14 protein-coding genes are annotated in these 14277 nt (G+C 64.3%); 3 read left to right on the top strand and 11 right to left on the bottom strand.

All coding sequences use genetic code 11. The annotated features are described in order from the left end of the window. Nucleotides 1–74 precede the first annotated feature (74 nt). The 8 genes from rseP to rpsB all read right to left on the bottom strand — a co-directional run bounded on the left by rseP (nucleotide 75) and on the right by rpsB (nucleotide 7230). Nucleotides 75–1208, bottom strand: coding sequence for an RIP metalloprotease RseP (gene rseP / locus N6H05_RS22105; protein ID WP_284111707.1), 1134 nt, complete (start codon nucleotides 1206–1208; stop codon nucleotides 75–77). Continuing rightward, complete coding sequence (locus tag N6H05_RS22110) at nucleotides 1205–2362, bottom strand: 1-deoxy-D-xylulose-5-phosphate reductoisomerase (protein WP_284111708.1); 1158 nt, start codon at nucleotides 2360–2362, stop codon at nucleotides 1205–1207. Before N6H05_RS22110 ends, rseP begins: the two co-directional genes overlap by 4 nt. Then, nucleotides 2362–3138, bottom strand: coding sequence for a phosphatidate cytidylyltransferase (locus N6H05_RS22115; RefSeq protein ID WP_284111709.1), 777 nt, complete (start codon nucleotides 3136–3138; stop codon nucleotides 2362–2364). The genes N6H05_RS22110 and N6H05_RS22115 overlap by 1 nt, the downstream gene beginning before the upstream one ends. 5 nt (nucleotides 3139–3143) lie before the next feature. After that, the gene (locus N6H05_RS22120; RefSeq protein WP_284111710.1) at nucleotides 3144–3884 is read right to left on the bottom strand and encodes an isoprenyl transferase; all 741 of its coding nucleotides are present in this window, start codon (nucleotides 3882–3884) and stop codon (nucleotides 3144–3146) included. A 43-nt stretch (nucleotides 3885–3927) separates the two neighbouring features. Then, complete coding sequence (gene frr, locus N6H05_RS22125) at nucleotides 3928–4485, bottom strand: ribosome recycling factor (RefSeq protein ID WP_004211176.1); 558 nt, start codon at nucleotides 4483–4485, stop codon at nucleotides 3928–3930. Between the two features lie 2 nt (nucleotides 4486–4487). Further along, entirely contained in the window at nucleotides 4488–5213 is a 726-nt protein-coding gene (pyrH, locus tag N6H05_RS22130) for a UMP kinase (RefSeq protein WP_004211175.1), read from the bottom strand. Between the two features lie 226 nt (nucleotides 5214–5439). Continuing rightward, nucleotides 5440–6366, bottom strand: a complete 927-nt coding sequence (gene tsf / locus N6H05_RS22135; RefSeq protein ID WP_010337470.1) for a translation elongation factor Ts — start codon at nucleotides 6364–6366, stop codon at nucleotides 5440–5442. A gap of 105 nt (nucleotides 6367–6471) precedes the next feature. After that, nucleotides 6472–7230 (bottom strand): 30S ribosomal protein S2, encoded by a 759-nt coding sequence (gene rpsB, locus N6H05_RS22140; protein WP_010337471.1) that lies wholly within the window; start codon nucleotides 7228–7230, stop codon nucleotides 6472–6474. Between the two features lie 257 nt (nucleotides 7231–7487). Here rpsB and N6H05_RS22145 point away from each other — a divergent pair, with 257 nt between their 5' ends. Then, nucleotides 7488–7724 (top strand): hypothetical protein, encoded by a 237-nt coding sequence (locus N6H05_RS22145; protein ID WP_284111712.1) that lies wholly within the window; start codon nucleotides 7488–7490, stop codon nucleotides 7722–7724. 14 nt (nucleotides 7725–7738) lie between these two features. On the opposite strand, the gene N6H05_RS22150 is transcribed toward N6H05_RS22145, so the two are convergent. Both N6H05_RS22150 and N6H05_RS22155 read right to left on the bottom strand, forming a co-directional pair. Continuing rightward, nucleotides 7739–8452 carry a CDP-alcohol phosphatidyltransferase family protein gene (locus N6H05_RS22150; RefSeq protein WP_284114296.1) on the bottom strand — a complete coding sequence of 238 codons (714 nt, stop codon included), beginning with the start codon at nucleotides 8450–8452 and terminating at the stop codon, nucleotides 7739–7741. Nucleotides 8453–8502: 50 nt separating this feature from the next. Further along, the gene (locus N6H05_RS22155; RefSeq protein WP_029547694.1) at nucleotides 8503–9237 is read right to left on the bottom strand and encodes a phosphatidylserine decarboxylase; all 735 of its coding nucleotides are present in this window, start codon (nucleotides 9235–9237) and stop codon (nucleotides 8503–8505) included. A gap of 203 nt (nucleotides 9238–9440) precedes the next feature. On the opposite strand from N6H05_RS22155, the gene N6H05_RS22160 reads away from it, so the two are divergent. Both N6H05_RS22160 and N6H05_RS22165 read left to right on the top strand, forming a co-directional pair. Continuing rightward, nucleotides 9441–10661, top strand: coding sequence for an NADP-dependent isocitrate dehydrogenase (locus tag N6H05_RS22160; RefSeq protein ID WP_284111713.1), 1221 nt, complete (start codon nucleotides 9441–9443; stop codon nucleotides 10659–10661). Nucleotides 10662–10780: 119 nt separating this feature from the next. Beyond that, entirely contained in the window at nucleotides 10781–12394 is a 1614-nt protein-coding gene (locus tag N6H05_RS22165; RefSeq protein WP_284111714.1) for a bifunctional GNAT family N-acetyltransferase/carbon-nitrogen hydrolase family protein, read from the top strand. A 39-nt stretch (nucleotides 12395–12433) separates the two neighbouring features. Here the strand turns inward: N6H05_RS22165 and glmS are convergent, their stop codons facing one another. Next, complete coding sequence (glmS, locus tag N6H05_RS22170; RefSeq protein WP_284111715.1) at nucleotides 12434–14257, bottom strand: glutamine--fructose-6-phosphate transaminase (isomerizing); 1824 nt, start codon at nucleotides 14255–14257, stop codon at nucleotides 12434–12436. Nucleotides 14258–14277 lie beyond the last annotated feature (20 nt).

Genomic DNA, 14277 nt, shown 5'->3' on the forward strand with positions numbered 1-14277 from the left:
CACCTCAAAAAAGTAAAAAACTGTTTCGCCAGAAATAGACGGCGCCGAACCGCGCCTTCCCTGCCCGAAGCGGCTCAGCCGATCAAGCCGGACAGCCGCTCCCACAATCCGAAAGACGACAAATCGTTGAAGGTCACCAGCAACATGACCGTCATCAGCAGCGCCAGACCCGACCGATAGGCCCAATCCTGCACCTGCGGGCTCACCGGCCGCCGTTGCACTGCCTCCACCCCATAGAAAAGCAGATGCCCGCCATCCAGCATGGGAATTGGCAAGAGGTTGATGAACCCCAAGTTAATCGAGATGAGGGCGATGAAGAAGATGAAGCTCTCCAGCCCCAGCGTCGCCGCCTGCCCCGATACCTGCGCGATCTTGAGCGGCCCGCCCAGTTCCTTGACCGAACGGTCGCCGCCGATCACCTGGCCCAGCGTCTCCACCATGGTGCGGATGATCTGACCCGTCCGCTCGATCGCCACCACGGGCGCGCGCAACAGGCTGACCTGCTCAATCACCGGTTCGCCCGGCCCGATGCCCAAGCGGCCAACACGAAATTTCTCACCGAAACCGTCATCGTCCATTGCGACGCCGATCTTGGCCCGAACGGTAAATTCGCGCCCGCCACGATCCACGACAACGCCCACGGGCTCGCCCGGACGAATGCGGGTATACATCACCATGTCTGTGTAGGTCGTCATGGTGCGACCATTGAACGACACGATGCGATCGCCAACCTTAATACCCGCTGCCGCAGCGGCGCTGCCAGGCTGGACCGAACCCGCGACCGCCGGGGTCCGGCTTTCGCCGTGCAGGAAGGCGAAGGCAGCAAGGATCAGGATGGCGAAGAGGAAATTGATCGCCGGGCCGGCGGCGACGATCGCCGCGCGCTGCCACAGCGGCTTGGCCGGGAAGCTTTCGGCGCGATCCTGCGCCGACATTTCCAGCCATTTGGGATCGGTCTGACTGGCCGCGTTCATGTCGCCCTTGAAGCGGACATAGCCGCCCAGCGGCAGCGCCGCGAGGCGCCAGCGCGTGCCGCGCCTGTCCACCCAGGCGGCGATTTCCGGGCCGAAGCCGATCGAGAAGGCCTCCGCCTTCACCCCGCACCAGCGTCCGACCAGATAATGACCCAGCTCATGCACGAAAACGAGCGGCCCGATGACCGCCACGAAAGCCAAGATGGTCAACAGGAAACCGGGATTGTGGATCAAACCGTCAATCTTTCCATCACATCACCCGCCATAACCCGTGCCGTTGCGTCGGCGTGCAGGACATCATCCATGCAGGCAGGCATCGGCGCGCTATAGCGGTTGAGAACATCCTCCACAATCATGGCGATATCAAGGAAGCCGATGCGGCCGGCCAGAAAGGCCGCCACGGCGACCTCGTTGGCGGCGTTGAGGATGGCGGCCGATGCGTCGCCGGCCTGCGCCGCCGCGCGCGCCAGGCGCAGCGCGGGGAAACGCCGATCGTCGGGCGCCTCGAAATCCAGACGGCCGATCCGGGCCAGGTCGAGCAGCTGGCAGGGCGTGGCGATCCGCGCCGGCCAGGCCAGCGCATGGGCGATCGGGATGCGCATGTCGGGCGAACCGAGCTGTGCCAAAGTGGACCGGTCGCGATATTCGACCATCGAATGGATCACCGATTGCGGGTGGACCAATATCTCGATCCGGTCGAGCCCGACCGGGAAGAGATGCGCCGCCTCGATCAGTTCCAGCCCCTTGTTCATCATCGTCGCGCTGTCGACGCTGATCTTCGCGCCCATCGACCAGTTGGGATGGGCCACCGCCTGCGCCGGGGTGATCGCGCGCATATCCTCATAGCCCAGGGTCCGGAACGGTCCGCCGCTCGCGGTCAGGATGATGCGCGCGACATCGTCCAGGCTGCTGCCCGCCAGGCACTGGAAGATCGCATTATGCTCGCTGTCCACCGGCAGCAGCGTCGCGCCCGATGCGGTCGCCGCCTGCATCATCAGCGCGCCGGCCGACACCAGCGACTCCTTGTTGGCGAGCGCCACCGTGCCGCCGGCCTGCAACGCAGCGATGGTGGGCTTGAGACCCGCGCAGCCGACGATCGCCGCCATGGTCCAGTCGGCCCCCGCCGCTGCGGCATCGACCAGCGCGCCCTCGCCCGCCGCCGCCTCGACACCCGATCCGGCGAGCGCGTCCTTGAGCGCGCCATAATGGGCTTCGTCCGCGACCACGGCGATCTTCGCACCGACAGCGCGCGCGGCGGCGGCAAGGCCGGCGACATCGCGATTGGCGGTCAGGGCGATGACTTCATAGGCATCGGGTTCGCGCTGGATCAGGTCCAGCGTCGACATGCCGACCGATCCGGTGGCGCCGAAGACGGAAACGCTCCGCATCAGGCGCCCGCCAGGACCAGATAGAGCAAGGCGGCGAGCGGCGCGGCCGCCACCACGCCGTCGAGCCGGTCCATCACACCGCCATGGCCGGGCAGGAGATTGCTGCTGTCCTTGACGCCGGCGCGGCGCTTCATCGCGCTTTCGAGCAGATCGCCAAGCTGGGCCGCCACGGCCAGCAGACCGCTCGCCGCCGCAAGCTGGATCGGCAGGTCGGCAAAACGATAGAGAAGGAAGCCCGTGAGCAGGGCCGCGAGCACGCCGCCACCCAGGCCCGACCAGGTCTTGGACGGGCTGACCCGCGGCGCCAGCTTGGGCCCACCGATCGAGCGGCCAGCAAAATAGGCGCCGATATCGGTAGCCCAGACCAGACCGAGCGCCCAGAAGGCAAGCAGGAGGCCATGGCTGTCGGGCGCCTGCCCACGCAGGAACAGCAGCGCCATCACCGGCAGGCAGATGTAGAGAATGCCGAGCGCCAGCTTGAGCGAGCGGCTGGAGATGAGGACGAAGAAGAAGGCGCCCATCATCAGCCCGAAACCGAGCCAGGACACGCCCGCCGCCACCGGGCAGAGGATCGCCAGCGGCACCGAGACGGCATACATCGCCATCTTGCGCTGATCGGACGAGGCGCCGGTCAGCATGCCCCATTCGCCCATCATCAGCACACCGGCGATCGACAGCAGCATCCAGAAGACGAAGCCACCAAAAACCAGCGCGCCGACGGCGACGGCAATCAGGCCAAGGCCAACGATCGTGCGAGTCCGCAATTCACTCGACATGCTATTCACAGTCCGCCGAAACGGCGGTCCCTCATGCGGAAGGCGTCGAGCGCCTGCGCCAATGCCCGGCCATCGAAATCGGGCCAGAGCATATCGGTAAAATAGAGTTCGGCATAAGCCGCCTGCCACAGCATGAAATTGCTGAGCCGCTGTTCGCCCGAGGTGCGGATCAGCAGGTCGAGCGGCGGCAGGTCGGCGGTGTAGAGTTCGGCATCGATCGCCTCGATGCCGATATTCTCGGCCGACAATGCACCGCTCGCCACCCGCTGCGCCAGACGCTGCGCCGCGCGCACCATCTCGTCCTGCGCGCCATAGTTGAGCGCGATCGCAATCACCGGGCCAGTGTTGGCGGCGGTGCGCGCCATCGCGCTTTCGATCAACTCGACCAGGCCAGGCTCGAGCGCCTTGTAGTTGCCGATCACCCGCAGCCGCACGCCATTGGCATGGAATTCATCGATATCCGACTGGATGAAATGGCGCAGCAGCCCCATCAGGTCGGACACTTCGGCCGCCGGACGCTTCCAGTTCTCCGAAGAGAAAGCATAGAGCGTCAGGCATTCAAGGCCCATATCCTGCGCCGCGCGGGCGACGCGGCGCACCGCTTCCACCCCGGCGCGATGGCCGGCGATGCGCGGCAACAGCCGCTTCTTCGCCCAGCGGCCATTGCCGTCCATGATGATGGCGACATGACGCGCACCATGGGCAGGCGCAGCGCTGGTAAGATCGGGCTTGGCTTGTGTGGCCATCAGATAGGAATGCGTGCTTTGGCCGCGAAAGAAAAGCCCCGGCTTACTGGCCGAGGATTTCCTTTTCCTTGGCCGAAGCGGCCGCGTCGATATCCACGATGGTGGCGTCGGTCAGCTTCTGGACTTCGGTTTCCAGACGCTTGCGCTCGTCTTCGCTGATCTCGCCCTTCTTCTCGTCGGTCTTCAGGCTGTCCATGCCGTCGCGACGGACGTTGCGGACGGCGACGCGCGCGCCTTCGGCATATTTGCTGGCGAGCTTGGCCAGTTCCTTGCGGCGTTCCTCGGTGAGGTCCGGGATCGGCAGGCGCAGCGTCTGGCCGTCGACGATCGGGTTGAGGCCCAGGCCCGCCGAGCGGATCGCCTTGTCGCAGGGGCCGACATTGGCCTTGTCCCACACCTGAACCGACAGCATGCGCGGCTCAGGCGCCGACACGGTGGCGACCTGGTTCAGCGGCATGTTGGCGCCATAGACGGTGACCATGACGGGATCGAGCAGCTGCACATTGGCGCGGCCGGTGCGCAGACCGGTGAGATCGCCCTTCAGCGCTTCGATCGCGCCGGCCATGCGGCGTTCGAGGTCGGACTTGTTATACTGGGCCATTATTAGCGCTCCTGATTTTGCACGATCGTCGCGGTGCCTTCACCCGCCAGCACCTTGGCCAGGTTGCCTTCCTCGCGGATGTTGAAGACGACGATGGGAATATGATTTTCACGGCACAGCGCGATCGCGCTGGCGTCCATGACCTTGAGATTGTCGGTCAGCACCTGGTCGAAGCTGATCGCCTCATAGCGGGTGGCGTCCGCCACCTTCTTGGGATCGGCATCATAGATGCCATCGACACTGGTGCCCTTGAACAGCGCGTCGCAGTTCATTTCCGCCGCGCGCAGGGCTGCGGTGGTATCGGTGGTGAAGAAGGGATTGCCGGTGCCCGCCGCGAAGATCACGATCCGGCCCTTCTCCATATGGCGCACGGCCTTGCGCCGGATATAGGGTTCGCACACCGACGCCATCGGAATGGCCGACTGGACGCGGGTGTCGCAGCCGATCTTTTCCAGCGCATTCTGCACCGCCAGCGCGTTCATCACGGTCGCCAGCATGCCCATATAGTCGGCGCTGGTGCGATCGAAGCCCTTGGCCGCACCGGCCAGACCGCGGAAGATGTTGCCGCCACCGACGACCACGCACAGTTCGAAGCCCGCATCCTTCGCGGCGGCGATTTCGCCAGCGACGCGATCGACGGTCTCGGGATCGATGCCGAACTGGCCGGACCCCATCAGCACCTCGCCCGACAATTTCAGCAGGATGCGTTTGAAGGCTGGCCGGGTCATGTGGGGCAAGAATCCTTGATGGTTGGCAGGGGAAGCGGCCGGGACATTAGAGGCGGTAAAGCGCGATGCCAAGGGGCGTTTGTCGTGCGCTCCAGCCTCTTCATGGAGAAAGCGGCACCGATGGTGCCCGGCCCGACCGGCCCCGACCGCCGAACGCACCATGCTCTCATAGAAAAAGGGCGCCCCGCAGGACGCCCCTTCCCTTTGCTTGTCGCTCGATCGGCGATCAGGCGCCGGCGGCAGCAGCCACTTCGGCGGCGAAGTCGCTGACTTCCTTCTCGATGCCTTCGCCCAGCTGGAAGCGGACATAGGACTTGAGCGAGATCGACTTGCCGGCATCCTTGGCCGCCTTGGCGACGACGTCGGCGATCGGGGTCTTGTTGTCCATCACGAACAGCTGCGAGAGCAGGGCCTGCTCCTTGGCGAACTTGGCAACCGCGCCGTCGACCATCTTGGCGACGATTTCGGCGGGCTTACCCGATTCGGCAGCCTTTTCAGCGGCGATCGCGCGCTCACGCTCCAGCAGGGCCGGATCGATGTCGTCAGCCGACAGGGCCAGCGGGAAGGCAGCGGCGATGTGCATGGCCAGCTGCTTGCCCAGCGGCTCCAGAACGTCGGCGGGGGCATCGCCTTCGAGCGCGACGAGCACGCCGATCTTGCCGAGACCCGGCGCAGCGGCGTTGTGGACGTAGGGCACGACGACGCCTTCGGTCACTTCGACATGGGCGACGCGACGCAGATTCTGGTTTTCGCCGATGGTGGCAATGTTGGCGACCAGCTTTTCAGCGATGGTGCCGCCGGCGGGGTGCGGCTGGGCCGACAGGGCTTCGGCGTCAGCCGCGCCCGATTCCAGCGCAACGGTCGACACGGTGCGAACGAAGTCCTGGAACTGGTCGTTCTTGGCGACGAAGTCGGTTTCGCTGTTCACTTCGACGGCAACGCCCTTGGTGCCGGCGACGGCAACGCCGACCAGGCCTTCAGCGGCGGTGCGGCTCGACTTCTTCTGGGCAGCAGCCAGACCCTTGGCGCGCAGCCAGTCGGTCGCCGCTTCGATGTCGCCATTGGCTTCGGTGAGGGCCTTCTTGCAATCCATCATGCCCGCGCCCGAACGGTCGCGCAGTTCCTTGACGGCGGCAGCGGTAATCTCGGCCATGTTGAGGCTCCTAAATCAAAAGGGGTTTAATCAGATAAGCACTAGGGCGCGTTCCGTAATGGACCGCGCCCTAGCCTGTCATTCTTGCAGTTCGAAGACCGCGGATCAGGCCTGCGCGACGACCTCTTCGGCCTCGGGCTCATCCAGAGCGCCCAGGTCGATGCCCGAAGCCTGCTGCGCACCACGGTTGCCCTTGGTGGCGGCGGCGGCCACGGCGTCGCAGTAGAGGCGAATGGCGCGGCTGGCGTCATCGTTCGCCGGAACCGGGAAGGCGATGCCATCGGGCGAGACGTTCGAGTCGAGGATGGCGACAACCGGGATACCCAGGGTGTTGGCTTCCTTGATCGCCAGTTCTTCCTTGTTGGCGTCGATCACGAACATGACATCGGGGATGCCGTTCATGTCGCGAATGCCGCCCAGCGACAGTTCCAGCTTCTCACGCTCGCGGGTCATCTGGAGGACTTCCTTCTTGGTGAAGCCGTGGGTATCGCCCGACAGCTTCTCTTCGAGGGTCTTCAGGCGCTTGATCGAGCCCGAAATGGTCTTCCAGTTGGTGAGCATGCCGCCCAGCCAGCGGTGGTTGACGAAGTGCTGGCCCGACTTGCGGGCGGCTTCGGCGATCGGATCCTGGGCCTGGCGCTTGGTGCCGACGAACAGAACCTTGCCGCCGCCAGCGACGGTGGCCGACACGAAGTCGAGGGCGCGCGCAAAGAGCGGCACGGTCTGCGACAGGTCAAGAATGTGGATGCCGTTGCGGTCGCCGAAGATGTACGGCTTCATCCGCGGGTTCCAGCGGTGGGTCTGGTGGCCGAAGTGGGCGCCAGCCTCGATCAATTGCTGCATGGTGACGACGGGGGTCGCCATAATCATTTCTCCTTCCGGTTGCTACCTCTGGGAATCAGGAACCTTGGATGGTCTCAAAGACCCGTCCGGCACCGGATATGTCGATTCCCATGTGGAATGGGCGCGCCTTTAACGCCCAAAACCCCGTCGCGCAAGGGGTTGACTCGCTCTCAATATGAGAACATAAAGTGAACAGATGGAACAAACAGTCTAAACGCCCGTTTGCACCGACATAGTGAGCCTAAGCGTGCAAATGGCAAGATAGAAAGTCAGCGGCCATGTTCACCATTGTTGCAGCGACCATTTTCTCCGCCGCCTTTCTGCTGGCGGTCGGCACCATTGCCTGGATGTTTGCGCTCTATCATCAGAAGATGGCGGCAGCTTTGCTGTTCGAGCCGATTCCTCAGACCCCGCCCGTCTATCATATCCGCATCACGCGGAACCGCGTGCGCCAGCCGGTTCGCGCCGCCACCCTGTCCGCCCCCGCCCTGCCCGGCAGCGCCCTCGCTGCCTGAACAGGGCATAAGGCTCAGCCAACAGGCTGCTTGCGCACCTTGGCGTAGGACAGGATGCCGAACGGGATCAGCAGCACATAGACACCGCAGATCAGCAGCAGGGTGAGCCAGGGCTGGGTCGCCAGCGCCGCCGCCAGCAGGCCGACAAAGGCGATGAGTTCCAGCCGGATGCGTTTGCGCAACCGCAGCGCCGACCAGCTATAGGTGGCGATGCTGGAGATCATCAGGAAGGCCACGAACGCGGTCCAGGGCGCGACCACATACCAGGCGCGGAAAATCTCTTCACCCGTCACCATCCACAGATAGAGCGGCACGAAGGTGAGGCCGGCACCCGCGGGCGCCGGCACGCCGGTCAGGAAGCCGGCCGATTTGTGCGGCTGTTCCTCGACATCGATATTGGCGTTGAACCGCGCCAGGCGCAGCGCGCAGGACAGGGCATGGGCGAGCGCGAAGATCCAGCCGAATTTCGGCATGGCATGCAGCGACCAGAGATAGAGGATCAGCGCCGGCGCGACACCGAAGGCAATCGAATCGGACAGCGAATCCAGTTCGGCGCCAAAGCGGCTCTCGCCCCGCAGCATCCGGGCGATCCGGCCGTCGAGTCCGTCGAGCATGCCGGCGAACAGGATGGACAGCACCGCCCGCTCCCACTCACCCGAAATGCCGTAGCGCACGCCGGTGAGGCCGAAGCACAGCGCCATCGCCGTCACCGCATTGGGTGCCAGCATGCGCAGCGTGATGCCGCGCCGCAGCCCGCGCGGAACGGCGCGACGCCGCCTCACTGCTGGATGCCCGCGATCACGCGGCGATCGCCGATCTGGCCCAGGATCGTTTCGCCCGCGACGGTGCGCTGGCCCAGGATCACGCGCGGCGCGGTGCCAGCGGGCAGATAGACATCGACACGGCTGCCAAAGCGGATGAGGCCGATGCGCTGGCCGGCGGCGACCATGTCGCCCGGCTTGACGAAGGGCACGATGCGGCGCGCAACAAGGCCGGCAATCTGGGTGAAGCCGACGCGCAGCCCGTCATGGCGCTCGACCAGGATATGCTGGCGCTCATTATCCTCGCTCGCCTTGTCGAGATCTGCGTTGAGGAACTTGCCCGAAATATAGGTGACGGCCTTCACCGTGCCGCCGATCGGGGTGCGGTTGATATGGACGTCGAACACGCTCATGAAGATCGACACGCGGATCAGCGGCTGATCGCCCAGACCATCGGGCCCGGCCATCTCGCGCGGCGGCGGCACGCGCTGGATCAGCGTCACCAGGCCATCCGCCGGGGCGATGATCGCGCCTTCATCCTGCGGCACGGCGCGGATCGGATCGCGGAAGAAGGCCAGCACCCAGATGGTCACCATCAGCATCAGCCAGCCGATGATTTCCCAACCCATCACGAAGAACAGGCCGGTGATCGCAGCCGCGATCGCACCGAACTTCACCCCTTCGGGATGGACCGAGGGGAAGCGCCATTTGACATTGCCGCCTGCGGCAATCGTGATCTCGTCATTTTCCATGGGCATGTCTTTAGGGGGAGACATTGATCCTGACAACGACGATCCCCGTCCTTGGCTCCCGGCATGAACGCGCATCGCACAACAGTCTTGCGCATGCATCGCATGATCGGCCGGAAAACCGGCGCTGGACGGTTGAACATTGGCGCCGCTTTGCCTAGGGCGTCCCCATAATTCCACCCAAGAGAAGAAGGCGAATAGGCGCTATGGCGAAGATCAAGGTGAAAAACCCCGTCGTGGAAATCGACGGCGACGAAATGACCCGCATCATCTGGGAATGGATCCGTGAGCGTCTGATCAAGCCCTATCTCGACATCGACCTGAAATATTACGATCTTTCGGTCGAGAAGCGCGACGAGACCAACGACCAGATCACCGTCGACGCGGCCAACGCGATCAAGGAATATGGCGTCGGCGTGAAGTGCGCGACCATCACCCCGGACGAAGCGCGCGTCGAGGAATTCAACCTCAAGCAGATGTGGCGCTCGCCCAACGGCACGATCCGCAACATCCTGGGCGGCGTCGTGTTCCGCGAACCGATCGTCATCAAGAATGTCCCCCGCCTGGTTCCGGGCTGGACCGACCCGATCGTCATCGGCCGCCATGCATTCGGTGACCAGTATAAGGCGACCGACTTCGTCGTCCCCAGCGCCGGCAAGCTGCGCATGATCTGGGACGGCGAAAATGGCGAGAAGATCGAGAAGGAAGTGTTCAACTTCCCGTCGGCCGGCGTTGCCATGGGCATGTACAATCTGGACGATTCGATCCGCGACTTCGCCCGCGCCAGCATGAACTATGCGCTCGATCGCGGATGGCCGCTGTACCTGTCGACCAAGAACACCATCCTCAAGGCCTATGACGGCCGCTTCAAGGATCTGTTCCAGGAAGTGTTCGACGCCGAATTCGCCGAAGCGTTCAAGGCCAAGGGCATCATCTACGAACACCGCCTGATCGACGACATGGTCGCATCGGCGCTGAAGTGGAGCGGCAAGTTCGTCTGGGCCTGCAAGAATTATGACGGCGACGTCCAGTCGGACACCGTGGCCCAGGGCTTCGGCTCGCTCGGCCTGATGACCTCCGTCCTGCTGTCGCCCGACGGCAAGACCGTGGAAGCCGAAGCCGCGCACGGCACCGTCACCCGCCATTATCGCCAGCACCAGCAGGGCAAGGCGACCTCGACCAACCCGATCGCCTCGATCTTCGCCTGGACCCAGGGCCTGTCGTTCCGCGGCAAGTTCGACGGTACGCCCGAAGTCACCAAGTTCGCCGAGACGCTGGAGCAGGTCTGCATCAAGACCGTCGAAGGTGGCGCGATGACCAAGGATCTGGCCCTGCTGATCGGCCCGGATCAGGCCTGGATGACCACGGAGCAGTTCTTCGAGGCGATCCGCGTCAATCTGGAAGCCGAAATGGCCAAGTGGGCCTGATAAAGGCTTTTTACCGGAACTGATCGCTTCCTGAAGCTTTCAATACGGAAACGGAACGAGGCGGCGCCGCATCCCGGCGCCGCCTTTTCCTTTTCGGATTGATGCGACGGGAGCAAAGCATGACCACGACAGCCAAGAAGCGCCTGGAAGTCCGGGCGGCGGTGCCCGGCGATGTGCGCGGCATCCAGCGGCTGATCGCCCGCGCCTATCCTGGCATGCCCAATTATTCGCTGGCCACCATCCGCGGCCAGATCAACAATTTCCCCAATGGCTGCTTTGTCGCCCTCTACGACAGCAAGGTCGTGGGCTATTGCGCCACCATGCGCGTCAGCAAGGCGATGGCCTTTTCCCATCATGACTGGGAGGAAATCACCGCCAACGGTTTCGGCACTCGGCACAGCGCCGCGGGCGAATGGCTTTATGGCTATGAAATGGCGGTCGATCCCAAGCTGCGCGGGCTGCGCATCGGCCAGCGCCTCTATGACGAGCGCAAGGAACTGGCCGAGGAACTGGACCTGCACGGCATCGTCATCGCCGGCCGCATGCCCGGCTATGCCCGCGCCAAGCGCCGCGTCGGCAGCGCAGCCGACTATCTGGATAAGGTGGTCAGCGGCAAGCTGCGCGACCAGGTCATCAGCTTTCAGTTGAAGAACCAGTTCGAGCCGCTGGGCGTGCTGGAAAATTACCTGCCTGAAGACAAGCAGTCGGACGGCCATGCCGCCCATCTGGTCTGGCGCAATCCCTATGTCGACCCGGACGAGGCGCCCGAAATGCGGGTGCCGCGCGGCGTGGAAAGCGTCCGCCTCGCCACCTGCCAGTTGCAGGCACGCGCGGTGAAGGATTTTGACGAGTTCGTCCGCAACATCGAATATTTCGTCGATGTCGCGGCGGATTACCGATCGGACTTCATCGTCTTCCCCGAGCTGTTCACCCTGCCGCTGCTCTCGTTCGAGACGAAGAAGCTGTCGCCGATCGAGGCGATCGACAAGCTGACCGGCTATACCCCGCGCCTGACCAAGGAACTGACGCGGATGGCGCTGGAATATAATATCAACATCATCGGCGGATCGCACCCGACCCGCGCCGACGATGGCGACATCCAGAATATCGCCTATGTCGCGCTGCGCGACGGATCGGTCCACACCCAGGAGAAGATCCACCCGACCCCCAACGAAGCCTTCTGGTGGAACATCAAGGGCGGCGACGCGCTCGACGTGATCCAGACCGATTGCGGGCCGATCGGGGTACTGATCTGCTATGACAGCGAATTTCCCGAACTGGCCCGGCGCCTGGTCGACCAGGGCGCGCGCATCATCTTCGTCCCCTTCTGCACCGACTCGCGCCTGGGCTATATGCGCGTGCGCTATTGCGCGCAGGCCCGCGCGATCGAAAATCAATGCTATGTCGTGATGTCGGGTAACGTCGGCAATCTGCCGAACGTCGACAATATGGACATCCAATATGCCCAGAGCGCGATCCTGACGCCGTGCGACCTGCCCTTTGCCCGTGACGGCATCGCCGCTGAGGCGAGCGAGAATGTCGAAACGCTGACCATGGCGGATGTGAACCTGGCCGATTTGAGCTGGGCGCGGGCCGAAGGCACGGTCCGCAACCTGCGCGACCGCCGCTTCGACCTCTATCATATCGACTGGGACAGCAATCCCGACCACAGCCACGCGCCAAGCGGCGGCCCGGTGCCGGCGGGCGGCCATAATTCGCCGGGCGGCGGCTGACCCTATCCCTCGGATCGGCCGCCGCTGCGTGGCGGCCGATTATTCGACGGTGACGCTCTTGGCCAGATTGCGCGGCTGATCGACGTCGGTGCCCTTCAGCACGGCGACATGATAGGCCAGCAGCTGAACCGGCACAGCATAGACCATCGGCGCGATCAGCGGGTGGACCTTGGGCATGGTGATGGTGGCGAGGCACCCCTCGCCTGCCGCCTGCACCCCGTCATAGTCGGAAATCAGCACCACCTTGCCTCCGCGCGCCTGCACTTCCTGCATGTTGCTGACGGTTTTTTCGAACAAGGGGCCGCTGGGCGCGATGCAGATCACCGGCACCAGTTCGTCGATCAGCGCGATCGGGCCATGCTTCATCTCGCCGGCGGCATAGCCCTCGGCATGGATATAGCTGATTTCCTTGAGCTTGAGCGCGCCTTCGAGCGCCAGCGGATAATCGGTGCCACGGCCGAGATACAGCACGTCGCGCGCCGGCACGATATGATGGGCCATCGCCTCGATCGCCTCGTCATAGGCGAGCGCGCCGTTGATCGCGGCGGGCGCTTCGGCGAGGTGACGGACGATTTCCTTCTCGTCCTTGGCGCTGAGCTTGCCCTTGGCCCGCGCCAGATTGGCGGCGAAGGCGGCCAGCACGGCGAGCTGGCAGGTGAAGGCCTTGGTCGATGCGACGCCGATTTCCGGGCCGGCATGGGTCGGTAGCAGCAGGTCGGCCTCGCGCGCCATCGAGCTGGTCGGCACATTGACGACGACGGCGATCTTCTGCCCCTGGGCGCGGGCATAGCGCAGCGCTGCCAGCGTGTCGGCAGTCTCGCCCGACTGGCTGATGAAGAGGGCCAGGCCGCCCTCCTCCATCACCGGCTCGCGGTAGCGGAACTCGGAGGCGAAATCCAAATCGACCGGCACGCGGGCGAACTGTTCGAACCAGTAGCGCGCGACCATGCCGGCATAGAAGCTGGTGCCGCAGGCGACGATGGTGACACGGCGGATGGTCGACAGGTCGAAATCCGGGATCGGCAGCGACACGCGGTCGTCCATCCGCTGCAGATAGGCCTTGAGCGTCTGGGCCACGACGACCGGCTGCTCGTAGATTTCCTTCTGCATGAAGTGGCGATGATTGCCCTTGTCGATCATCGCCCCGGACACGCCGGAAATGGTGACGGGGCGTTCGACCGGGTTATTGTCCTTGTCGAAGATTTCGGCGCCGTCCCTGGTGATGACGACCCAGTCGCCCTCGTCCAGATAGGCGATGCGCTGGGTCAGCGGCGCCAGCGCCAGCGCATCGGACCCCAGGAAGGTTTCGCCATCGCCATAGCCCACGACCAGCGGCGAGCCGAGGCGCGCGCCGATCAGCATGTCGGGATGGCTCTTGAACAGGATGGCAAGCGCGAAGGCACCGTGCAGACGCGGCAACACCTGCGCCACGGCATCCTTCGGCGCCACGCCCTGCTCCACCAGTTCGCTGACCAGATGGGCGACCACTTCGGTGTCGGTCTGGCTGTCGAAGGTGCGGCCGCGGGCAATCAGTTCGTCGCGCAGCGGCTTGAAATTCTCGATGATGCCATTGTGGACCAGCGCCACTTCGCCGGTCGCATGCGGGTGCGCATTGCTGGTGGTCGGCGCGCCATGGGTGGCCCAGCGGGTATGGGCGATGCCGGTGGTGCCGGCCAGCGGCGAGGCGGCCAATTCCTTGACCAGATTGTTGAGTTTGCCCTCGGCCCGGCGGCGATCGATCCGACCATCATGCACGGTGGCGACACCGGCGCTGTCATAGCCGCGATATTCCAGCCGCTTGAGGCCATCGACCAGCCGCTCCGCGACCTGATCCTTACCAATAATTCCGATGATACCGCACATGGTGGAAAGCCCCGCCGAAC

Origin of the sequence: Sphingobium sp. WTD-1, from assembly GCF_030128825.1 — a bacterium.
In the GTDB taxonomy this organism is placed as follows: Bacteria; Pseudomonadota; Alphaproteobacteria; order Sphingomonadales; family Sphingomonadaceae; genus Sphingobium.

Coding starts and splice junctions, on each gene's coding strand:
- N6H05_RS22110 (WP_284111708.1), bottom strand. CDS start 2,362: ATGCGGAGCGTTTCCGTCTTCGGCGCCACCGGATCGGTCGGCATGTCG.
- N6H05_RS22115 (WP_284111709.1), bottom strand. CDS start 3,138: ATGTCGAGTGAATTGCGGACTCGCACGATCGTTGGCCTTGGCCTGATT.
- N6H05_RS22120 (WP_284111710.1), bottom strand. CDS start 3,884: ATGGCCACACAAGCCAAGCCCGATCTTACCAGCGCTGCGCCTGCCCAT.
- frr (WP_004211176.1), bottom strand. CDS start 4,485: ATGGCCCAGTATAACAAGTCCGACCTCGAACGCCGCATGGCCGGCGCG.
- pyrH (WP_004211175.1), bottom strand. CDS start 5,213: ATGACCCGGCCAGCCTTCAAACGCATCCTGCTGAAATTGTCGGGCGAG.
- tsf (WP_010337470.1), bottom strand. CDS start 6,366: ATGGCCGAGATTACCGCTGCCGCCGTCAAGGAACTGCGCGACCGTTCG.
- rpsB (WP_010337471.1), bottom strand. CDS start 7,230: ATGGCGACCCCCGTCGTCACCATGCAGCAATTGATCGAGGCTGGCGCC.
- N6H05_RS22145 (WP_284111712.1), top strand. CDS start 7,488: ATGTTCACCATTGTTGCAGCGACCATTTTCTCCGCCGCCTTTCTGCTG.
- N6H05_RS22150 (WP_284114296.1), bottom strand. CDS start 8,452: ATGCTGGCACCCAATGCGGTGACGGCGATGGCGCTGTGCTTCGGCCTC.
- N6H05_RS22155 (WP_029547694.1), bottom strand. CDS start 9,237: ATGGAAAATGACGAGATCACGATTGCCGCAGGCGGCAATGTCAAATGG.
- N6H05_RS22160 (WP_284111713.1), top strand. CDS start 9,441: ATGGCGAAGATCAAGGTGAAAAACCCCGTCGTGGAAATCGACGGCGAC.
- N6H05_RS22165 (WP_284111714.1), top strand. CDS start 10,781: ATGACCACGACAGCCAAGAAGCGCCTGGAAGTCCGGGCGGCGGTGCCC.
- glmS (WP_284111715.1), bottom strand. CDS start 14,257: ATGTGCGGTATCATCGGAATTATTGGTAAGGATCAGGTCGCGGAGCGG.